Origin of the sequence: Cupriavidus oxalaticus (genome assembly GCF_038900635.1) — a bacterium.
Lineage (GTDB): Bacteria > Pseudomonadota > Gammaproteobacteria > Burkholderiales > Burkholderiaceae > Cupriavidus > Cupriavidus oxalaticus_B.
Genome location: NZ_JAYMRX010000001.1, coordinates 580,533 through 600,752, shown reverse-complemented (window position 1 = coordinate 600,752; position 20,220 = coordinate 580,533). Strand labels below are relative to the sequence as shown.

The 20,220-nt window shown below is 66.7% G+C and carries 17 protein-coding genes and 1 tRNA gene; 5 read left to right on the top strand and 13 right to left on the bottom strand.

The genetic code is table 11. From position 1 onward, the window contains the following. Window positions 1–89: 89 nt before the first annotated feature. The 6 genes from VSR71_RS02810 to VSR71_RS02785 form a co-directional block, all read right to left on the bottom strand. A complete protein-coding gene (locus VSR71_RS02810; protein WP_342912400.1) occupies window positions 90–1,586 on the bottom strand; it encodes a TolC family outer membrane protein in 1,497 nt (498 codons plus the stop codon). A 114-nt stretch (window positions 1,587–1,700) separates the two neighbouring features. Continuing rightward, complete coding sequence (locus tag VSR71_RS02805) at window positions 1,701–2,024, bottom strand: rhodanese-like domain-containing protein (RefSeq protein ID WP_116317890.1); 324 nt, start codon at window positions 2,022–2,024, stop codon at window positions 1,701–1,703. Between the two features lie 13 nt (window positions 2,025–2,037). Further along, window positions 2,038–2,691 (bottom strand): protein-L-isoaspartate O-methyltransferase family protein, encoded by a 654-nt coding sequence (locus tag VSR71_RS02800; protein ID WP_133092447.1) that lies wholly within the window; start codon window positions 2,689–2,691, stop codon window positions 2,038–2,040. Window positions 2,692–2,805: 114 nt separating this feature from the next. Further along, entirely contained in the window at window positions 2,806–6,042 is a 3,237-nt protein-coding gene (locus VSR71_RS02795; RefSeq protein WP_342912399.1) for an efflux RND transporter permease subunit, read from the bottom strand. Window positions 6,043–6,069: 27 nt separating this feature from the next. Continuing rightward, a complete protein-coding gene (locus VSR71_RS02790; RefSeq protein ID WP_342912398.1) occupies window positions 6,070–7,182 on the bottom strand; it encodes an efflux RND transporter periplasmic adaptor subunit in 1,113 nt (370 codons plus the stop codon). Continuing rightward, window positions 7,179–8,009: a TetR/AcrR family transcriptional regulator gene (locus VSR71_RS02785; protein WP_428979335.1), complete on the bottom strand. Its 831-nt coding sequence runs from the start codon at window positions 8,007–8,009 to the stop codon at window positions 7,179–7,181. Before VSR71_RS02785 ends, VSR71_RS02790 begins: the two co-directional genes overlap by 4 nt. Before the next feature lie 283 nt (window positions 8,010–8,292). Between VSR71_RS02785 and VSR71_RS02780 the strand changes: the two genes are divergently transcribed. The 3 genes from VSR71_RS02780 to VSR71_RS02770 all read left to right on the top strand — a co-directional run bounded on the left by VSR71_RS02780 (window position 8,293) and on the right by VSR71_RS02770 (window position 10,184). Beyond that, complete coding sequence (locus VSR71_RS02780; protein WP_342912396.1) at window positions 8,293–8,598, top strand: YkgJ family cysteine cluster protein; 306 nt, start codon at window positions 8,293–8,295, stop codon at window positions 8,596–8,598. 53 nt (window positions 8,599–8,651) lie between these two features. Continuing rightward, the gene (locus tag VSR71_RS02775; RefSeq protein ID WP_342912395.1) at window positions 8,652–9,212 is read left to right on the top strand and encodes a DUF1439 domain-containing protein; all 561 of its coding nucleotides are present in this window, start codon (window positions 8,652–8,654) and stop codon (window positions 9,210–9,212) included. Between the two features lie 90 nt (window positions 9,213–9,302). Beyond that, window positions 9,303–10,184, top strand: coding sequence for an undecaprenyl-diphosphate phosphatase (locus VSR71_RS02770; RefSeq protein ID WP_342912675.1), 882 nt, complete (start codon window positions 9,303–9,305; stop codon window positions 10,182–10,184). A 77-nt stretch (window positions 10,185–10,261) separates the two neighbouring features. Here the strand turns inward: VSR71_RS02770 and trmB are convergent, their stop codons facing one another. From trmB to VSR71_RS02755, 3 genes are all read right to left on the bottom strand, one after another. Further along, the gene (gene trmB, locus VSR71_RS02765) at window positions 10,262–11,050 is read right to left on the bottom strand and encodes a tRNA (guanosine(46)-N7)-methyltransferase TrmB (RefSeq protein WP_342912394.1); all 789 of its coding nucleotides are present in this window, start codon (window positions 11,048–11,050) and stop codon (window positions 10,262–10,264) included. Window positions 11,051–11,125: 75 nt separating this feature from the next. Continuing rightward, a tRNA-Gly gene (locus VSR71_RS02760) sits at window positions 11,126–11,200 on the bottom strand. 441 nt (window positions 11,201–11,641) lie between these two features. Further along, window positions 11,642–12,058 (bottom strand): hypothetical protein, encoded by a 417-nt coding sequence (locus VSR71_RS02755; protein WP_342912393.1) that lies wholly within the window; start codon window positions 12,056–12,058, stop codon window positions 11,642–11,644. A 420-nt stretch (window positions 12,059–12,478) separates the two neighbouring features. On the opposite strand from VSR71_RS02755, the gene VSR71_RS02750 reads away from it, so the two are divergent. Beyond that, a complete protein-coding gene (locus tag VSR71_RS02750) occupies window positions 12,479–12,856 on the top strand; it encodes a DUF5594 family protein (RefSeq protein WP_342912392.1) in 378 nt (125 codons plus the stop codon). 23 nt (window positions 12,857–12,879) lie between these two features. On the opposite strand, the gene VSR71_RS02745 is transcribed toward VSR71_RS02750, so the two are convergent. Both VSR71_RS02745 and VSR71_RS02740 read right to left on the bottom strand, forming a co-directional pair. Continuing rightward, complete coding sequence (locus VSR71_RS02745; protein ID WP_342912391.1) at window positions 12,880–13,782, bottom strand: aldose epimerase; 903 nt, start codon at window positions 13,780–13,782, stop codon at window positions 12,880–12,882. Window positions 13,783–13,862: 80 nt separating this feature from the next. Continuing rightward, the gene (locus VSR71_RS02740) at window positions 13,863–15,077 is read right to left on the bottom strand and encodes a polyhydroxyalkanoate depolymerase (RefSeq protein WP_342912390.1); all 1,215 of its coding nucleotides are present in this window, start codon (window positions 15,075–15,077) and stop codon (window positions 13,863–13,865) included. Window positions 15,078–15,318: 241 nt separating this feature from the next. Between VSR71_RS02740 and VSR71_RS02735 the strand changes: the two genes are divergently transcribed. Then, window positions 15,319–15,972, top strand: a complete 654-nt coding sequence (locus tag VSR71_RS02735) for a glutathione S-transferase family protein (RefSeq protein WP_342912389.1) — start codon at window positions 15,319–15,321, stop codon at window positions 15,970–15,972. 26 nt (window positions 15,973–15,998) lie between these two features. On the opposite strand, the gene VSR71_RS02730 is transcribed toward VSR71_RS02735, so the two are convergent. Next, on the bottom strand, window positions 15,999–18,029 hold the full coding sequence (locus tag VSR71_RS02730) for an acetoacetate--CoA ligase (RefSeq protein ID WP_342912388.1): 2,031 nt from the start codon (window positions 18,027–18,029) through the stop codon (window positions 15,999–16,001). A 120-nt stretch (window positions 18,030–18,149) separates the two neighbouring features. Further along, the gene (gene ubiD, locus VSR71_RS02725; protein ID WP_342912387.1) at window positions 18,150–19,679 is read right to left on the bottom strand and encodes a 4-hydroxy-3-polyprenylbenzoate decarboxylase; all 1,530 of its coding nucleotides are present in this window, start codon (window positions 19,677–19,679) and stop codon (window positions 18,150–18,152) included. Between the last annotated feature and the right edge of the window lie 541 nt (window positions 19,680–20,220).

The window sequence follows — 20,220 nt, the reverse complement described above, 5'->3', positions numbered from 1 at the left end:
CGGGAGAGGGGAGCAAACAAGTTGTCGCCGGTATCCCCCACAAAGCAAACGGGCCGCAATTGCGGCCCGTTTGCATCGTGTCAGTGGAATCAGGAGCGCGGCGTTCCGCCATCGCGCCGCGCACCGCGACGGTCTGCGGTGGCCGCCGCCTTTGCCGGCGCCTTGCCGCCCGCCTGCCCCGGCACCGGCAGCTTGTACATGGACCCCGGCACCGAAGTCAGCAGCGTATTGATCTGCACCACGTCCGCTTCCTGCAGCACGCCAGTCGACGCCTTCAGCCGCAGGCCGTTCATGATGGTGTCATAGCGCGCCTTGGCCAGGTCGCGCCGCGTGGAGAACAGCTGCGCCTCGGCATTCAGCACATCGATATTGATGCGCACGCCGACCTCATAACCCAGCTGGTTGGATTCCACCGCGCTCTGCGCCGAACGCTCCGCGGCTTCCAGCGCCTTGACCTGCGCCAGGCCATTGGAGACCCCGGAATAGGTCTGCCGCGCGGTCTGCGCGGCCGTGCGGCGCGCGAATTCCAGGTCGCTCGCGGCCTTGTCCGCCAGCGCGATGGTCTCGCGTACGCGCGACTGGATCTGGCCGCCGGAGAAAATCGGCATGGTCAGCTGCACGCCGATCTGCGAAGCGTTGTAGTGCGTAGAGATCGCCTGCGTGGCGCTGCCGGTCTGGTTGTTGAAGCCGTACGACGCCACCAGATCGACCGATGGCAGGTGCCCGGACTTGGCCTTGTTGGTTTCGCGCTGCGCGGTTTCCAGGTTGTAGCCGGCCAGGTTGACCTGCAAGTTGCTGGTCTCGGCCTGCGCGGCCCAGGCGTTGACGTCGGCCGGCTGCGGGCCGGGGATGGGTGCCTCGGAGCGCAGGCCCATCAGCTCGTCGACCGGCTTGCCGGTGATCTGCTGCAGCGTGGCGCGCTTGATCTCCAGGTCGTTCTGCGCGGCGATCTCGGTCGAGGTCGCCAGGTCATAGCGGGCCTGGGCGTCGTTGGAGTCGACAATGGTGGCGGTGCCGACTTCGAAGTTGCGCTTGGCCTGTTCCAGCTGCTCGCCGATGGCCTTCTTCTGCGCGCGCGCCAGGTACAGGTTGTCCTGCGCGGCGAGCACGTCGAAGTAAGCCTGTGCGCTGCGCGTGATCAGGTCGAGCTCGGCCTGGTGGAAGGTGACTTCGCCCGCCATCGCGGCCAGCTCGCCCTGCTTGTAGGTTTCCCAGCGGTCCCAGCGGAACAGCGGCTGGCTCAGCTGCAACTGCCAGTTGTTGTTGTTGAAGAAACGCGTGCCCGAAGCGCTGGGCGAGCCGCCGATCGGCAGCGAGGCAGTCTGGTCGAGCTTGGTGCGGTTGGCACCGGCGGTGCCGACGACCTGCGGCAGCAGCCCGGCGCGGCCCTGCGGCAGCTTCTCGCGCGTGGCGAGCAGCTGCGAGCGGGCACTGGCAAACTGGGCGTCATTGGATTGCGCATCGCGATAGACCTGCAGCAGGTCGGCCGCGCCTGCCGGTGCCGCGGGCAGCATGGCAAGCATGGAAACCGCGATCGCCAGGCGTGTCCGGATCGCTCCGGACAGGGCGTTGGGCGCAAACGTCATGACACCTCCAGGTTGCCGGGCGCGGGCCGCGGCCTACGGTCGTTTCTTCTTCGGAATGCTGCTTGCGGTGCGCGAGAAAGCGGCCGGCCCGCGCGGGCTGGCCGTCGGTTCGCGTTAGTACTTCGGCATCGCCGGGTCCACCTCGCTGGCCCAGGCGTCGACGCCGCCGGTGAGGTTGTAGACTTTGGCGTAGCCCTGGCGCTCCAGGAACGCCGCCACCTGCATGCTGCGCATGCCGTGGTGGCAGATGCAGACGATGTCGGCGTCTTCGTCCAGTTCGGCGGCGCGCGCCGGGATGTCGCGCATCGGGATGTGGGTGATGCCGGGCATGGCGCAGGTCTGCACCTCCCAGCCTTCGCGCACGTCCAGCAGGACCGGTTTGGCGCGGCTGGCATCGGCCAGCCACTGGGCCAGTTCGGTCGGCTTGATTACCTGCATGATGAAACTGTCCTCAGAACTGGAACTGCGACGGTCGGGCCGCGCCCTGCAGGGGCTTGACCGCGGTCTCGAACAGGTTGACGACCTGGTACTCGGTCTCGGACACGCGCGTGATCAGGCGCGCTTCCATCACCGGCAGTTCGCCCACGATGGCGGCGATGCGGCCGCCCACCTTGACCTGGGAGAGGATCGACTGCGGCAGCGCCGGCAGCGAGCCCGAGATGCAGATCACGTCGTACGGCGCCGCGGCGGCCCAGCCGTCGGCGGCATTGCCTTCGGCGACGTCGACGTTGGTGACGCCGGCGTTGGCCAGGTTGGTGCGGGCGAGCTCGACCAGCTCGGGCACGATGTCCACGGTCAGCACGTGGCGCGCGCGGTTGGCCAGCAGGGCGGCCATGTAGCCCGAGCCAGCGCCGATTTCCAGCACGTTTTCATGCTTGCGCACGGCCAGGTCCTGCAGGATGCGCGCTTCGACCCGCGGCGGCAGCATGTTCTGCCCGGCGGGCAGCGGAATCTCCATGTCGACGAACGCCAGCGAGGCGTACGCGGCCGGGACGAACTGCTCCCGCTTGACCACCGCCAGCAGGTCCAGGATTTCCTGGTCCAGCACGTCCCACGGGCGGATTTGCTGTTCGATCATGTTGAATCGGGCTTTTTCGAGATCCATCTTGCCATTCCTTACCAAGGCCAACCGCTGTCGTTCTGTGCGCCGGCCGCGCGGTGCCCACGGCCGGACAGTCTTGTCTAACCCGTTATTTTAACCCTGCGGGAGTCGTCCGGTTCATTCCGCGCTGGCCTCCGTTGGCCGCGGCAATTCCTGTGCGGCCGGGCGGGTGGCGGCGGCCGCGACGTGGGTCGGTGACGGCGCGGCCGCCTTGCCTTGCCACAGCCGGCGCAGCCACGCGCCGAAATCGTCAAGATACGTATAGATCACAGGCACCACCACCAGCGTCAGGATCGACGAGGTAATGATCCCGCCGATCACCGTCTGGCCCATCGGCGCGCGTTGCTCGGCGCCTTCGCCCAGGCTGAAGGCCAGCGGCACCATGCCGAAGATCATCGCCAGCGTGGTCATCAGGATCGGGCGCAGGCGCACGCGCGCGGCTTCGACCAGCGCGGCCTCGCGCGACAACGGCTGGCGGCCATCGGCGCCATCTACATGGCCTTGCCGGGCCTGGTTGGCAAAGTCGACCAGCAGAATCGCATTCTTGGTCACCAGCCCCATCAGCATGATGAAGCCGATGATCGAGAACATGTTCAGCGTCGAGCGGAACAGGAGCAGCGCGGCGAACACTCCCACCAGCGTCAGCGGCAGCGAGGTCATGATCGCGATCGGCTGGAAGAAGCTGGCGAACTGGGAGGCCAGGATCATGTAGATGAAGATCACCGCCAGCGCCAGCGCCGACACGGCGTAGCCGAAGGACTCGTTCATCGACTTGGTCGAGCCGCCAAAACGGTACTTGTAGCCCGCCGGCCAGTTCATGCCGTCCAGTGTGGCCTTGACGTCGCGCGCCACCTCGCCGGCGGAGCGGCCGGCGACGTTGGCGGTCAGCTCGACCTCGCGGTTCAGGTCGCGCCGGCTGATCTGGTTGGCGCCGGTGGTCGGCACCAGCTCTGCAATCTGGCGCAGCGGCACCATCTTCGGCGAGCCATCGGCGTTGGTCTGGCTGCTGGCGATCATCAGCGCGCTCAGGTCGGCCATGCCGGTGCGCGCGTCCCTGGGCAGGCGCACGCGCACGTCGTAGTTCTCGTCATCGGGCGCGCGCCAGGAGCTGATCGCGTCGCCCGCCAGCAGCGGGCGCAGCGCGTTGCCGATCTGCGCCACGCCCACGCCCAGGTCGGAGGCCAGCTCGCGGCGGATGCGGATCTCGATGGTGGGGCGGTCGTCCTTCATGCTCGAATCGAGGTCGGCCAGCCCGGAGACCGCCCGCATGCGCTTGCCGGCTTCCTGCGACAGCCGGCGCAGTTCGTTGAGGTCATCGCCCTGGATCGAAACCTGGATCGCCTTCTGGCCGCCGGCGCCATCGGGCATGCCGACCATGGTCAGCGTGATGCCCGCGATGCCCGCCAGCCGCTCGCGGATCAGCGGGTTGAGCTGCGCGGTCGAGAGCTTGCGCGCGCGCCGCTCGGTCAGCCGCACCGAGACCAGCGCGTTGTTGCGGCCCGATGCATTGCCCGAGTTGATGGTGGCGTAGGTGTAGGCGACTTCCGGGAAGGACTTCAGCGCGGCTTCCACCTGCCGCACCTTGGCCTCGGTCACTTCGATCGACGTGCCCACCGGCGTGGTAAAGCCGACCTGCGTCTCGCCCAGGTCGGCATTGGGCACGAATTCCGTGCCGATCAGCGGCACCAGCGCAAAGCTGCCGAAGAAGGTCACCGCCGCGATGATCGCGGTTGCCAGCCGGTGCTTCAGCGCCCAGCCCAGCATGGCTGCATAGCCGTTGCCGAGGCGGTCCATGCGGGCCGAGAACCAGTCCAGCATCCGGCCGATGGTGCGCCCATACCAGCTCTTCTTGTTGCCGGTGCCGTGCAGGTCCGGGTCGTGCCATACGGAGGACAGCATCGGGTCGAGCGTGAATGACACGAACATCGAGATCAGCACTGCCGCTACCACAGTGATACCGAACTGGTGGAAGAAGCGCCCGATGATCCCGCCCATGAAGCCCACGGGCAGGAACACCGCCACGATCGAGAAGGTGGTGGCCAGCACCGCCAGCCCGATCTCGTTGGTGCCGTCCAGCGCCGCGCTGCGGTGGTCCTTGCCCATCAGGTTGTGGCGCACGATGTTCTCGCGCACCACGATGGCATCGTCGATCAGCAGGCCCACGCACAGCGACAGCGCCATCAGCGTGATCACGTTGAGCGTGAAGCCGCACATATACATCACGCCGAAGGTGCCGATCAGCGCGATCGGCAGCGTCAGTCCGGTGATGACGGTGCTGCGCCACGAGCCCAGGAACAGGAACACGATCGCCACGGTCAGGAACGCGCCTTCCAGCAGCGTGGAACGCACCTCCTTCACGCTGCTGCGGATGCCGCGCGCGGTGTCGTTGACGACGTTGAGCTGCACGCCGGCGGGCACCAGCTTGCGTACCTCGTCGGTCATGCGCACCAGGCCGTCGACGGTATCGACGGTGTTCTGGCCCTGCGCCTTCACCACCGACAGGAACAGCGCTCGCTTGCCGTCGAGCAGCGCCAGGCTTTCCTGTTCTTCCTGCCCGTCGCGTACGTCGGCGATCTCGCCCAGCGTGACCGGCTGGCCGGCGCGGCGCGCCACGATGATCTGGCGGAAGGCGTCGGGCGTAGGCACGCGGCCCTTGATCTGCACCACGGTCTCGGTGGACGAGGACCGCAGTTCGCCCGCCGGCAGCTCCTGGTTCTCGTTGCGGATCGCGTTCATCACCTGGTCGACGCCGATGCCCAGCGCCTCCAGCTGCGCGGGGCGGATGCGGATCTCGACCTCGCGCTTGGTGCCGCCGACGATATTGATCGCGCCCACGCCGCGCACCGTCTCCAGCCGCTTGCGCACGATCTGGTCGGCGATGGTGGTCAGCTCGCGCTGGCTGCGGTTGGCGCCCGGGGCATTGGACACCGACAGGTAGAAGATCGGCGCGTCGGACGGGTCGTAGCGCAGCACGCGCGGGTCCTTGACCTCGTCGCGGAACTGCGGCCGGATCAGCGCGATCTTGTCGCGCACGTCCTGCGCGGCCTGGCCGACATCGACGCTCAAGTCGAACTTGATGACGACGACCGAGGTGCCCTGGTAGGAGTGCGAGAAGATTTCATCGATGCCGGAGATGGTGTTGACGATCTCCTCGACCTTGCGCGTGACGTCGGATTCCACCGACTCCGGCGCGGCGCCCGGGTATTCGGTCTGCACCACGACCACCGGGAAGGTGATGTCGGGAAACTGGTCGACCGGCAGGCGCTGGTAGGAGAACAGCCCGACCACGATGAAGGCCATCATCATCATGGTGGCCAGCACGGGGTTGCGAATGGACAGGCGAGTGAACCACATGGGCGCGTTCCGATTCGTGCGTGAGCGTCAGGCCTTCACGCGCCGAACCTGGCTGCCGCTGCGCAGCGTGCCGAGGTTGGTGCGCACGATCTCGGTGCCGGCGTCGAGACCGGAGACGATCTCCACCAGCCCGCTGCTCTCGTCGCGCACGCCCAGCTGCACCGGGCGCTCTGCCAGCACGTCCTTGTCGATGGCGTAGACGAAGGCGCGCTCGCCTTCCATCCGCACCGCCGAGGCCGGCACCGCCACCACGCCGGAGCGCTGGCCCAGCACCAGCGCGCCGCGCGCGAACATGCCGGCGCGCAGCTTCGCCTCGGGATTTTCCACGCGCACGTAGACCATGATGCTGCGCGTGCCCTGCATGACGGCCGGGTTGATCCGCACCAGCTTGCCGGTAAAGCGCCCGGCGCCTTCCACGTCGAGCTCGACCGCCTGGCCGACGCTGGCGCGCGCCACGTCGGCCATCGGCACCGGCGCCTCCAGTTCCAGCACGCGCAGGTCGACCACGTCGACCAGGCGTGTATCGGGCGATACCTTCTCGCCCGGCTGCGCCGCGCGCGCGGCGACCATGCCGTCCAGCGGCGCCCTGACCACGGTGTCGGCCAGCGCCTTCTGCGCCACCGCCAGGCCGCCCTGGGCGGCATCGAGGTTGGCGCGGGCGACGTCGAGGTCGGACTGGAACTTGTCGAATGCGGTCTTCGAGATAAAGCCCTTGCCGACCAGCTCGCGGTTGCGCTCCCAGGTCTGGCGCGAGTTCTGGAACTGACCCTGCATGGCCAGCATCTGACCGCGCGCCTGCGCCACCCTGGCCTCATATTCGGTCGGGTCGATGCGCGCGATCACCTGGCCGGCGCGTACCGGCTCGCCTTCGCGCACCAGCACCTGCTGTACCTCGCCCGAGACCTTGGCCTTGACCGACGCCTGGTTCAGCGCGCGCAGGCTGCCCGACAGCGGCAGCGACACCTGCAGGTCCTGTCGGTCCACGTTGACGAGATCGGTCTGCAAAAATTCCACCACGCTGGCAGCGGCCTGTGCTGGCGGTTGCGGCTGGCGCGCGCTGCCGGCCTTGCGCACGGCGGCCACGGCGCTCAGCACCACGATGGCGCAGGCCACGGCGATCAGCAGGATCTTTCGTTTCATATTGGCTTTCCCGGGCGCATGCCAGGATCGTTCGCGGCATCGCCGTCCGCACCTCCATCCGCATCTTCGGCGCCTTGCGCCAATATTTCGTCGCGGATGCGCTCCCATATGTAGGGGCCTTGCTGCGGCGGCAGCGGGCGCTCGCGCGCCTCGCCGGTGGTCAGGCCGAACAGCAGTGTGTCGAGCAGTTGGTCGAGGAAGATCTCGGGATCGAGGTCTTTTCCAGAGGTGGCACGCAGTGAGCGCTGCCACAGCATCAGGAACATCAGCGGGGCGCAGATCAGCGTGGTGGTGGGGTTGGCCGGCTTCGGGCGGAATTCGCCGCGCGCCGCGCCGCGCGCCAGCACCCTGGCGAACAGCTCATCGCCGGGCACCACCACCTCTTCGTTATAGAAGCGGGCGATGTCCGGGAAGTTGGCCGACTCGGCCATGATCAGCTTGGTCAGCCCCGCCACCGGCGTGGCGCCGATCAGTCCCCACCAGCCGCGCAGCAGTTCGCGCAGCAGTTCCGGCGTGCTGCCCTCGTAGCGGTCGACCAGCTCGGTGCCACGCGACAGGGCCGGGACCAGGTTGGCGCGCACCACGGACTTGAACAGCTCTTCCTTGTTGGCGAAGTACAGGTAGACCGTGCCCTTGGACACACCCGCTGCCGCAGCCACGTCTTCGAGGCGCGTGGCGGCGTAGCCGCGCTCCACGAACAGGTCGAGCGCCGCCGCCACCAGCTCCTGCGGGCGTGCGGCCTTGCGCCGGCTCCAGCGCGGCACATCGGCGTCCTTGTGCGGATCGGCGGGTGATTTCACGGGTGTCTTGCGAGGACTGCGGGGCACGGTGCGGCGGGGCTGGATGTTAATAACTTATGGGTCAGTAATGTAGGGTAGCGCCATATGAGGGTCAAGCGCGGTCGGGGTGGGCTAGGGTACACACCGAGGCGAATCCGAGACATGTGATCCCTGGGGCGCGTGTTGCGCCTTTTCGGGGCCAGGCCAGTGCGATCTCGCACGCGGCGCTTTCCTTTTCTTACATGAGGATGGCGGCCCTTCGGGCACAATGGCGTCTTGTTGTCAGCCGCCTTGCCTGCCATGGCACCCCGCGGCCTCCCTGAACCACGCGATGAGTTGCCGGTCACACCTTTCCTGCCGCGCTGGCTGCGGCGCCTGTTGCATTGCCCCGTCGATTGCCTCGGCCCTGCCGGGCATGCCTGAGGGCAAGCCAGCGGGCGTGCCGTGCGCGCAGCTGCTGCCAGACATGCGCTGCGCGGTGTTCGGCCGCCCTGACCGGCCGGCGTTCTGCGCCGGCCTGAAGCCCTCGGCGGAAATGTGCGGCGACTCGCGCGATGCCGCGCTGCACTGGCTGACCCGACTCGAAATCCTGACCGCGCCGCAGGCCACGCCTGCACGGCCCGGCTCACGCGGGTGACGCTGGCCACCGTGCCGGCGCGCCCGCCATCAACTCCTGAACTCGGAGGCAACATGATCCGGACTTCCCGACGGCGCTGGCTGGCCGTCGCTGGCGCGGCCGCGCTGGCCGCCGGCCTCGCCGCCTGCGGCGCGTTCCGCAACGAGTACACGTTCTCGCAAAGCCAGCTGCAGGCTGCGCTGGAGCGCAAGTTCCCGTTCAACAAGCGCTATATGGAGCTGTTCGATATCCAGCTCACCAATCCGCAGCTGACGCTGGACTCGGTGCGCAACCGCGTCAACGTGCAGTTCGACGCCGTCATCGACAACAAGCTGTTCTTCCGCGAGGCGCTGACGGGGCGTTTCGCGCTGGACAGCGGGCTGCGCTATGACGCGCCAACGCGCTCGGTGGTGCTGCAGGACCCCGAAGTGCGGCGCTTCGATGTGCAGGGCATGCCGGCGCAGTTCTCGCGCCAGCTCAATGCGCTGGGCGGCATCCTGGCCGAGCAGCTGCTGCAGGGCTATCCGCTCTATACGTTCCGGGAAGACCAGCTGCGGGTTGCCGGCACGCAAGTCGAGCCCGGTACAATTACCGTTTTGCCTGACGGCATCAACGTCAAGGTCAATCGCCCCTGATCGCCCCCGGGTGACCCGGGCGCTCGAACAACAATCCAGGCGGTCCGGCGCATGCCGGGCAACGCCGATGACAACGTTTCTCCGTTCCGCATGGAAATCGCACTTGCCCTGAAAGCCGTGATCCTCGGCATTGTCGAAGGACTGACCGAGTTCCTTCCCATCTCGAGTACCGGCCACCTGATCCTGGCGGGCCAACTGCTCGACTTCAACGACGAAAAAGGCAAGATCTTCGAGATCGTGATCCAGTTCGGCGCCATCCTGGCGGTCTGCTGGGAGTTCCGTGCACGCATCGGCAGCGTGGTGCGCGGCCTGGGTTCGGAGCCGAAGGCGCAGCGCTTCGCCGTCAATGTCGTGATCGCCTCCGCGCCGGCGATCATCCTGGCCTTCATCTTCGGCAAATGGATCAAGGCCCACCTGTTCAACCCGATCTCGGTGGCGCTGGCCTTTATCGTCGGCGGCGTGGTGATCCTGTTGGCCGAATGGCGTGACGCGCGCCGCGGCACGGTCTCGCATCCGCAGGGCAATGCGCTGCTGGAAGCGGCCAAGGCGGGCGCGCCGCGCATCGAATCGGTCGACGACCTGAACTGGGGCGATGCCCTCAAGGTGGGTGTGGCGCAGTGCTTTGCGCTGGTGCCGGGCACCTCGCGCTCGGGCGCTACCATTATCGGCGGCATGCTGTTCGGGCTGTCGCGGCAGGTGGCCACCGAGTTCTCGTTCTTCCTCGCGATCCCGGTGATCTTCGGCGCGACGGTCTATGAGCTGTACAAGGCGCGTGCGCTGCTGAATGGGGACGACCTCGGCATCTTCGCCGTCGGTTTTGTGTTCGCCTTCCTGTCCGCGTTCCTGTGCGTGCGCTGGCTGCTGCGCTTTGTTGCCACGCATGATTTCAAGCCGTTTGCGTGGTATCGCATTGCGTTCGGCATCGTGGTGCTGTTCACGGCTTACTCCGGCCTGGTGTCCTGGCACGCATAAGCGGGGCGAACATCCAGACAACAAAAAAGCGTGGCACCTGCCACGCTTTTTTGTTTGTTTGCGCCTTGCGACTGCGTTCAGGCACGCTTGCGGAACACCACGTCCCACACCCCATGCCCGAGCCGCACGCCGCGCCGCTCGAACTTGGTCACCGGCCGGTAGTCCGGCCGCTCGGCAAAGCCGTCCGGCGCGCTGGAGGTGTTCTCCAGCAGCGGCTCGCCCGCCAGCACTTCGACCATCTGGTGCGCGTACTCTTCCCAGTCGGTCGCGCAATGGATATAGCCACCCGGCTTCAGCCGCGCCGCCAGCACCTTCACCAGCGGCGGCTGCACCAGCCGGCGCTTGTTATGGCGCTTCTTGTGCCACGGGTCCGGGAAATAGATATGCACGCCGTCCAGGCTGTCGTCGGTCAGCATGTGGGCGATGACCTCGACCGCGTCGTGCTGCAGGATGCGGATATTCTCCAGGCCGCGCTCGTCGATCAGCTTGAGCAGGGCGCCCACGCCAGGCTCATGCACCTCGCAGCCCAGGAAATTGTCCTGCGGCCGCAAGCCGGCGATATGCGCAGTGGTCTCGCCCATGCCGAAGCCGATCTCCAGGATCGACGGCGCCTGGCGGCCGAATGTGGCTTCCCAGTCCAGCGGCTGCGGCGCGTACGGCACCAGCATGCGCGGGCCGACTTCGTCGATGGCGCGCTGCTGGCCGGTCGACGTCCGCCCGGCACGGCGCACGAACGAGCGGATGCGGCGCGGATGCGCGACGCCTTCGGGATCGGCAGGGGAGGAGGCGGACGGCTGCTGGCCGTTATCCACCGGCGTGACGTCATCGGACGGCGTCGGTCCGGTGCTGGGGTCTTGGGGAAGCATGGCAACAAAAAAGCCGCCGGGCAGATCACCGTAACAGTGTCAACGGTGGCAAAGGCGGCTTGTCTCGACTTGAGGTGGAGCGGGCGATGGGAATCGAACCCACGTCTTTAGCTTGGGAAGCTAAGGTAATAGCCATTATACGACGCCCGCCTTGGCTAACTGGGAGCGGATTCTAGCATGATTCTGCGGCCGGTCCATGCCAGACGTATTGGCGATATTGGCCACGACGTATTGATACTGGTCATTGAAGCAGAGTTCAGCCTCTACCTTGACATAGGCCTGTGCTCTCTCATAGCATTTGCCCGTCGCTGGGCGGACCGGCAGTCAGTGGCAGTCCGTTTACACCAAAGTGACAAGCCGGCGCGTCGGCACTTCACTTCCCCCTATCGTGCGAATTGCTGCGGCATTGCTCCCGGCCGCTTGATCTTGATTCATTCGCGCGACGCTCCTCTCTCAGATATACCGAGCCCGCGCCCCTCGTCCCACACCCCTTCAAGTCCCAGCGTTAGCACGTGCCAGAGCAGATCAGACCGCGGCAGCGCAAGCCTGTTCTGTTCGAGCAGGTGATGCGACGGCGTAGGTTTATATAATTCACTTGCGAAGCGTTGACTCGTATTCTGGATCGTATGGCGCCTTCCAGCCATTTGCGACCCGGTCTATTGCAGTCTGCTGGCAAACGCCATTCTGAATCAGACGATGGACTTCAGCGTCGGCCGCGTCGCTCTGGAATACTCGGGTGGTGATCGGCTCTTCCACTGGACATGGCTCAGGCTCTTGCGGTGCAGCAGCTACTACCTTGGCACTGTCTGGAACGAGATCGCAGAACCAAGTTTTGCCGTCGCACTGCCTGCCGTTGCCATTGGTCCAGAACGCTACGAAACCTAAGGCGAGGAACGCTATCAACAGGACTGCTGCCCGCCGGCTTGCAAACCTCCAAAAGTAAAAAACGGTTCCCACCATGGCGATGACGCCCATCCTGTCGATCTCCCCTTCCATGCGATGGTTCATCGGCATTCTCAAAACCCTCCGCGCCGCCTACAAGTCTCATAGACCGTGCGGCGTCCCCATCTCCCGTTTGGAGCAAAGGAGAATCTAGGACACTAATGCCGAAATAACGAGCATACCGCAAAGGCATACCAATGAGAGACCAAAGTGCAAGGCGGGTAGGGCCACTATGACGTCCGAAGAATGGCGCTTAGGACATGTGGCTTGCCATTGGCATCAACATGCCAAGGCCGTTGCTGACGCTGCTGGAGCCTGCGTACCCTGTCCCAGAAGTAGGTGAGACCCGAGGTGCTGTCGCCGGGATTGGGCTTCCAAGTGTCCCGGCCGTCCGCTGCCGTGCGCGGCGGCGTATAGTGGCTGGCAGCGTCGGCGCGCCATACCGGGCACGGCGCCAACGACTCGCAACGTCAGGACGCCGCCACCTTGACCACGGACTTCTACGCCCGCTTTGAAGCAGAATGCCTGCCCCGCATCGCCGACACCATCGGCAAGCAGCACCGGCGCGTGCAGCTGCATGCCTTGCCCGCCGAGGCCCCGAACCGCCCGCCGCGCCTGCGCATGACGGGTGACGGGCCAACGGAATTGCGGCGCCATGCGCATCCGCTCGATGTCACCCTGGCGTGGGATGGGCTGGAGGTGCAGCGGCTGTTTGGCGCCGGAGGCGAGGCGCGCTTTGCCGGTTATCTGGCGGCGCTGCCGGGCAAGCTGCGCGCGTGGCAGGAGCCGCGCGGCATCGATTTTGGCTCGCTGTCGCAGACGGATCCCGCCATCCTGATCGGCGGGCTGGATTTCGAGCACTGAACCGGCGCTCCCGGCGCTCCGGCTCAGCCGGTCACGCGCAGGCGGCACACGGCGCTTTCCGACTGGCCCGGTGCCAGCCAGCGCAGCCCCTGCCTGTGGTGGATCGCATCGGGCAATCCCACCCACGGTTCCACGCAATAGAAATCAGACTGCTCGCTTTCGGACCACGTTGTAACAGCGTGCCAGCGCACGCTGCCGGCAACGTCGAGTTCGAAGGCGATGGTGCGCGCCGGCATCGACAGTATGGCGCCGGCCGCGCCGCGCAAGACGTGGTAGGTGTCCTGCAGGCGCGGATCGTCGAGCCGGTAGACGGGCTCGCCGGCTTCGGCCGCGCCCGGCGCGCCGTCTGGCAACTGGCGCACGCGATCGACGGTCGGCAAGGCCAATGTCGACCCGGCACGCTGCGCATGCGGCAGCGCAAAGTAGAAGTGATGGCCGGGATAGCAGGGCAGCGGCTGGTCTCCGGTGTTGGTGGTGCGCAGCGTAACCTCAAGCCCGTCGGGCAGAAGCGCGTACACCGCGTCGAACACGAAGGCATAGGGGAAGCCCGGCCGCGTCTGGGTGTTGTCGCGCAGCGTCATGGTGATCGACCCGGCAGCATCGATCATGCCGACCTCGAAAGGCAGGTCGCGCGCAAAGCCATGCTGGGCCAGCGTGTGCACGGCGCCTTGCCGGTCGCGCCACTGCCCGGCGACGCCATCCACGAAGTGCCGGCCGATAAACGGAAACAGCAACGGATTGCCCCCGCGCACCTTGGCCGGACGGCTCCAGTCAGCGTTGTCGGGCCAGTAGAGAATATCTTCGCCATGGTGCACCCAGCGCACCAGGCGCCCGCCGTATTGCGGGGCGAGCAGCAGGAAGTTGTCGGCATCGCCGACCCGGACCAGCGACTGGCCCTGGAAGTCTTGTGTCGGAAGCAATGGCATGTTGGTCCTTGGCGCCACGCCGGCGCGAGCAGCCGCCATGATAAGCCAGCGCGATGCCAGGCCGTGGGCAGGCGGAAGGCTCAGCTGCTCGTGTAGATGGTGTTGCGCACCAGCGGGTACACCTGCGTTTCCCAGCGCTTGCCGTTGAACACGCCATAGTGGCCGACCCCGGTCTGCACGTGATGCATGCGCATGTAAGGCCGCAGGCTCGGGCAGAGGTCCTGCGCGGCCATGGTCTGGCCGATGGCGCAGATGTCGTCGCGTTCGCCCTCGACCGTGAGCAGCGCGGTGCGGCGGATGGCGCGCGTGCACACGCGGCGTCCGGCGACGTCGAGCAGACCCTGCGCCAGCAGAAAGCGCTGGAACACCAGGCTGACGGTTTCCAGGTAGAACTCCGCCGTCAGGTCCATGGTGGCGAAGTATTCGATATAGAAGTCGCGGATGGCGTCGGCCTTGTCGTGCTCGCCGCGCTCCCGATACGCGTAGAGTTCGCGCAGCGCCTGCTCATGGCGCTCCAGGTTCATGCTCATGAACGCCAGCAACTGCACGTGGCCGGGGTAGACGCGCCGCATGCCGCCGGCAAAGCGCAGCGGCACCATGCCGATCAGCGTGCGCTCGAACCAGTCGATCGGCTGGCTGGTGGCAAGTTCGTTGACCCTGGTCGGGTTGACGCGCGCGTCGATCGGGCCGGCCATCAGGGTCAGGCTGGGCGGCTGGGCGGGATCGCCGTCCTCGGCCATGATGGCCGCCGCCGCCAGTGCGGCCACGGTAGGCTGGCACACCGCCACGACGTGGGTGCCGCCGCCGAGCGCCTGCAGGAAGTGGATCAGGTGCTGCACGAATTCATCGAAGCCGAAGCGCCCGGCCACCAGCGGGATATCGCGCGGATTGTGCCAGTCGGTGATATAGACGTCGTGGTCGGCCAGCATGGTCTGCGCAGTGCCGCGCAACAAGGTGGCAAAGTGGCCCGACATCGGCGCGACCAGCAGCACGCGTGGCTGGCTGCCGATGCCCTGGCGGCGGAAGTGCAGCAGCGAGCAGAACGGCGTGCGCAGCACCACTTCCTCGGTGACCGGCACCGGCTGGCCGGCGACCATCGCGCTGTCGATGCCGAAGGCCGGACGATGGTGCGTCAGGCGCCCGAGCGCGACGATCTCGCACGCGGCGCGCAGCGTGCGTACGGCATCGAAGCCGCTCGCCCTGGGATGGGCGGCCAGCGTTGCCGCGGCCAGTTCCGCCAGCGTGCATGCCGGCAGTATGATGTCCGCGTAGGTCTGGTACGCGTAATACAGCATGGCTGGGCCCCCGTGGTTCTGGTGTCCCCATGCCGCAATATACATGCCATTGGCGCGCGCCTTGCATGCGATTTGCGCGGTGCCACGCGCAAGGCAGCGATGCATGCGTAAAGTTGTGCAAGCTGCGCCCGCCGCACCGGCGTGGCATCGTCTCATGATGTGTGCCGGGGCGCAGGCATCAGACTGGTGCTATATGGTGCCGCACGCGCGCACCATCCAAGTGCGCCGCCAAGGAGGCGTGATGAGCAAGACCACACTCACCATCAGCAGCAAGACCTATTCGTCGTGGTCGCTGCGCGGCTGGCTGCTGGCGCGTTTTGCCGGCCTGGAGTTCGAGGAAGTGCTGGTGCCGCCGGACGATGCCGCCGCCCGCGCCGAAATCCTGCTGCTGTCGCCGTCGATCCTGGTGCCCTGCCTGCGCCACCAGGGCGTGACGGTATGGGACACGCTCGCCATCGCCGAATACCTGAACGAGATCCGCCCCAAGGCCGGCCTGCTGCCAGAGGACCGCGCTGCACGCGCGCATTGCCGCGCCATCTGCGGCGAGATGCATTCCGGGTTTGCGGCGATGCGCTCGGCGCTGCCGATGAACCTGAAGGGGAATTTCCCGGGGATGAAGGTGTGGTCGCGCGCGCAGGCGGACATCGACCGTATCACGGCGATCTGGACCGATTGCCTGACGCGCTACGGCGGACCTTACCTGTTTGGCTCGCGCACCATGGCCGACGCCATGTACGCGCCGGTGGTGACACGCTTTGTCACCTACGGCGTGATGCTCGACCCGGAGCCGGTCTCCTACTGCAAGCAGATCCTGGCGATGCCGGAGCTGCAGGAGTGGATCGCGGCGGCGCGCGCGGAACCTGACGAGATCAGCGAACTGGACGTCGAGTTCTAGCGGCCGCCGCTGCCTGCCGCTGCCTGTCAGGCAGATGCCGTCGCCGACTCGGCTTGCCGCGCCTGCAGGAAACGCGCGGCGTAGTCGAAGTACCAGTCGAGCGTATCGGGGTTGGCCATGGCATCGCGGTTGGCTACGCTGGCTGGCGCGTGGCCGAGCAGCAGCTTCTTGATCGGCACTTCCATCTTCTTGCCCGACAGCGTGCGTGGCACGCCCGGCACCTGCACGATCTCGTTGGGCACGTGGCGCGACGACAGCGCCTCGCGGATGCGCGCACGCAGGGTGTCGCGCAGGGCCTCGTCGAGCACCAGCCCTTCGCGCAGCACCACGAACAGCGGCATATAGGATTCGCGGCCCAGGTACTCCAGGTCGACCACCATGCTGTCGAGCACTTCAGGCAGGTCTTCCACCACGCGGTACAGCTCGCTGGTGCCCATGCGGATGCCGTGGCGGTTGATGGTGGCGTCCGAACGCCCGTAGATCACCGCGCCGCCGCGCGGCGTGATCCTGATCCAGTCGCCGTGCCGCCAGGCGCCGGGATAGGTGTCGAAATAGCTGTCGCGGTAGCGCTTGCCGTCGGCATCGCCCCACAGGAAGAGCGGCATCGACGGCATCGTCTCGGTGCAGACCAGCTCGCCGACCTGGTCGACCAGCGCCTGCCCGTTGTCGTCGAACGCCTGCACCTTGGCGCCCAGGCAGCGGCACTGCATCTCGCCCGAATAGACCGGCAGCAGCGGGCAGCCCGCCACGAACGAGCCGGCAAAGTCGGTGCCGCCCGACATCGGCACCAGCCAGATGTCTTCGCGCACATGGCGGTAGATCCAGTCGTAGGCCTCGACCGGCAGCGGCGAGCCGGTCGAGCCCAGGCCGCGCAGCCGCGACAGGTCGGCGATGCGCGCCGGCTCGATGCCCGCCTTCATGCAGTTGGTGAAGAACGCCGCGCCGGCCCCGAACATCGTCACGCCGGCATCGTCGACAAAGCGCCACAGCACACCGGCATCGGGCCAGGCCGGGTTGCCGTCATAGAGCGCGATGGTGGTGCCGAGCAGCAGGCCGGCGGCCTGCGCGTTCCACATGATCCAGCCGCTGCTGCTGTACCAGTGGAAGACGTCATCCGGGCCGAGGTTGTTGTGGAACGCCATCAGCTTGAGCTGCTCGATGACGATGCCGCCGTGGCCGTGCACGATCGGCTTGGGCATGCCGGTGGTGCCGGAGGAATAGACGATCCACAGCGGATGGTCGAATGGCACCGGCTCGATGGCCAGCGGGGCGTCGTGCGCGAGCACGTCGGGCCACGCATGGGTGCGTACGCCGGCAAGCGCCGGTACGCCGGCGCCGGCTTGCGGCACCAGCACGAGGTCGGTCAGCGAGGGCAGGGCGGACACCAGATCCGCCAGCACCGGCCCGCGGTCATAGGTCTTGCCGCCGTAGCGGTAGCCATCGACGGCGATCAGCACCTTCGGCTCGATCTGGCGGAAGCGGTCGATCACCGCCACCTGGCCCATGTCGGGCGCGCAGCCGGACCAGACCGCGCCCAGGCTGGCGGTGGCCAGGAAGGCGACGATGGTGGCGGGGATATTGGGCAGGTAGCCGGCGACGCGGTCGCCGCGCTGCACGCCCATCTGGCGCAGCGCGTGCGCCAGCGAGGCGACCTGCGCTTCGAGCGTGGCCCAGCTGAGTTCAGCCAGCGGCTGCGCCTCGCCCGCGTAACGGATGGCGGTGCGCTCGCGGGCCGCGCCCGTGCCGGCGTGACGGAACACCTGCTGCACATAGTTCAGCGTGGCGCCCTCGAACCAGCGCGCGCCCGGCATGGCGCGCCGGTCCAGCACCTGCGCCGCGGGCGTGTCGAAGCGGACGTCGAAGTAGGCGCGCACCGCGTCCCAGAAGGCTTCCAGCTCGGTGACCGACCATTGCCACAGGCTGTCGTAGTCATCGAAGGCGAGGCCGCGCTCGGCGCGCAGCCAGCGCATGAAGCCGGCGATCTGGCTGCTGTCGCGGAACGCCTCGGACGGCGTCCACATCAGGTTCCCTTCGGTCAAAGGGGCAGTGCTGCTCATGTCTCCTCCTTGGGCCCGTCTGTCGCGGGTATCGGATGGTGGGCGATGGCGTCCCGGGCGCCTGTGGCGGCACCCGGGCATCAGCGTGACATGATAGCCGGGGATGGCGACGGTTGCCGGTCAGGTGCCCGCCGGCCGGTCGAACAGGCTTTCCCACATGGTGTCGACCCTGGCCTTGACCGCCGCGTCCATGGAGATCGGCGTACCCCATTCACGCGTGGTCTCGCCGGGCCACTTGTCGGTGGCGTCGATGCCCATCTTGGAACCCAGGCCCGACACCGGCGAGGCGAAATCCAGGTAGTCGATCGGCGTGTTGTCGACCAGCACCGTGTCGCGGCTGGGGTCGACGCGCGTGGTGATGGCCCAGATCACTTCCTTCCAGTCGCGCACATCGACATCGTCGTCGACCACGACGATGAACTTCGTATACATGAACTGGCGCAGGAAGCTCCATACCCCGAACATCACGCGCTTGGCATGGCCGGCGTACTGCTTTTTCATCCGCACCAGCGCCATGCGGTAGCTGCAGCCTTCCGGCGGCAGGTAGAAGTCGGTGATTTCCGGGAACTGCTTCTGCAGCAGCGGCACGAACACCTCGTTCAGCGCCACGCCCAGCACGGCGGGCTCGTCGGGCGGTTTGCCGGTGTAGGTGGAGTGGTAGATCGGGTCGCGCCGCATGGTGATGCGGTCGATGGTGAACACCGGGAACCAGTCCTGCTCGTTGTAGTAGCCGGTGTGGTCGCCGAACGGGCCTTCCAGCGCATGCTGGTAGCCGGACGGGTGGTTCGGGTCCGGCTGGATATGGCCCTCGAGCACGATCTCGGCCGATGCTGGCACGCTCAGCTCGGACAGGGTCGGCGTCACGCAGCCGGCCAGCGCGGTGCGGCTGCCGCGCAGCAGGCCGGCGAACTGGTACTCGGACAGCGTATCGGGCACCGGCGTCACCGCGCCCAGGATGGTGGCGGGGTCGGCGCCCAGCGCCACTGCAATCGGGAACGGCTTGCCGGGGTTGGCCAGTGCATGCTCGCGGAAGTCGAGGGCGCCGCCGCGGTGCGCCAGCCAGCGCATGATGACCTGGTTGCGGCTGATCACCTGCTGGCGATAGATGCCCAGGTTCTGGCGCTTCTTGTGCGGGCCCTTGGTGACGACCAGGCCCCAGGTGATCAGCGGCGCGGCGTCGCCGGGCCAGCAGGTCTGGATCGGCAGGCGCGCCAGGTCTACGTCATTGCCTTCCCAGACCACCTCCTGGCAGGCCGGGCTGCTGACGCGCTTTGGTGCCATATCCCACACAGATTTGGCGAGCGTGAACAGCTTGCCCGCTTCGCGCAGGCCGCGCGGCGGCTCAGGTTCCTTCAGGGCTGACAGGACGCGGCCGATGTCGCGCAGGTCTTCCATCGATTCGGCGCCCATGCCAAGTGCGACCCTGTGTGTCGTACCGAACAGATTGGCCAGTACCGGGACGCTATAGATACCGTCACCGGCCCCCGCGCCGGCGGGCCGCTCGAACAACACGGCGGGGCCGCCGGCGCGCAGCAGCCGGTCGCAGACCTCGGTCATTTCCAGGTTGGGCGAAACCGGGCGGGAGACGCGGCGAAGTTCGCCCATCTGCTCGAGTTGGCCGATAAAGTCGCGCAAGTCTTTGTATTGCATAGTGAATTCGGTTTGGCGCGGGCCGCGTGCGGCCGGCGCATTGCGGCATCCAGGTCGGTGACGATACACATACACCGGCGCCCCGGCAAAAAAATCAGCAAATCGGGGTGGGGGAAATTGTAAGTTTTTTGTCGTCGCAAGCGTGGCGTCAAGGTCTGCGAGGCTAGGCCTGGACTACGTTTGCGGGTGCCCGAGTGATGCGGGCGCGACAAGATAAGGCTTGTTACAAATAACCAAAAGTAGTGTGAATCGTTATTCTTATTCTTGACGAGGTATAACACCGTTCCTACAATCCGGTCTTGCTGATGGAGTGTTGCGTCGCAACATAGATTTCACCCTTGTGTCAAGGGGTGCACATAGAAAAAGTGCGGGGGATCGCACGATTCGCTCCAGTCAGATCGAACAGACCGAGATTCCCGGCCCGATGCAATAGCGGGCCGAGGCGGTTGCCTCCGGCAGGGAGCCGGAGCGTTTTACGGTTGTCGAGATTAGTCGTGGCAGGGTGGGCTCCCCCAGAGTCGACCCTGTTTCCAGTTGGGCG

What these genes read in the sequence shown, in the direction of transcription:
- VSR71_RS02810 (WP_342912400.1), bottom strand. Translation starts at nt 1,586, where the DNA reads ATGACGTTTGCGCCCAACGCCCTGTCCGGAGCGATCCGGACACGCCTG.
- VSR71_RS02805 (WP_116317890.1), bottom strand. Translation starts at nt 2,024, where the DNA reads ATGCAGGTAATCAAGCCGACCGAACTGGCCCAGTGGCTGGCCGATGCC.
- VSR71_RS02800 (WP_133092447.1), bottom strand. Translation starts at nt 2,691, where the DNA reads ATGGATCTCGAAAAAGCCCGATTCAACATGATCGAACAGCAAATCCGC.
- VSR71_RS02795 (WP_342912399.1), bottom strand. Translation starts at nt 6,042, where the DNA reads ATGTGGTTCACTCGCCTGTCCATTCGCAACCCCGTGCTGGCCACCATG.
- VSR71_RS02790 (WP_342912398.1), bottom strand. Translation starts at nt 7,182, where the DNA reads ATGAAACGAAAGATCCTGCTGATCGCCGTGGCCTGCGCCATCGTGGTG.
- VSR71_RS02780 (WP_342912396.1), top strand. Translation starts at nt 8,293, where the DNA reads ATGAGTTGCCGGTCACACCTTTCCTGCCGCGCTGGCTGCGGCGCCTGT.
- VSR71_RS02775 (WP_342912395.1), top strand. Translation starts at nt 8,652, where the DNA reads ATGATCCGGACTTCCCGACGGCGCTGGCTGGCCGTCGCTGGCGCGGCC.
- VSR71_RS02770 (WP_342912675.1), top strand. Translation starts at nt 9,303, where the DNA reads ATGGAAATCGCACTTGCCCTGAAAGCCGTGATCCTCGGCATTGTCGAA.
- trmB (WP_342912394.1), bottom strand. Translation starts at nt 11,050, where the DNA reads ATGCTTCCCCAAGACCCCAGCACCGGACCGACGCCGTCCGATGACGTC.
- VSR71_RS02755 (WP_342912393.1), bottom strand. Translation starts at nt 12,058, where the DNA reads ATGAACCATCGCATGGAAGGGGAGATCGACAGGATGGGCGTCATCGCC.
- VSR71_RS02745 (WP_342912391.1), bottom strand. Translation starts at nt 13,782, where the DNA reads ATGCCATTGCTTCCGACACAAGACTTCCAGGGCCAGTCGCTGGTCCGG.
- VSR71_RS02740 (WP_342912390.1), bottom strand. Translation starts at nt 15,077, where the DNA reads ATGCTGTATTACGCGTACCAGACCTACGCGGACATCATACTGCCGGCA.
- VSR71_RS02735 (WP_342912389.1), top strand. Translation starts at nt 15,319, where the DNA reads ATGAGCAAGACCACACTCACCATCAGCAGCAAGACCTATTCGTCGTGG.
- VSR71_RS02730 (WP_342912388.1), bottom strand. Translation starts at nt 18,029, where the DNA reads ATGAGCAGCACTGCCCCTTTGACCGAAGGGAACCTGATGTGGACGCCG.
- ubiD (WP_342912387.1), bottom strand. Translation starts at nt 19,679, where the DNA reads ATGCAATACAAAGACTTGCGCGACTTTATCGGCCAACTCGAGCAGATG.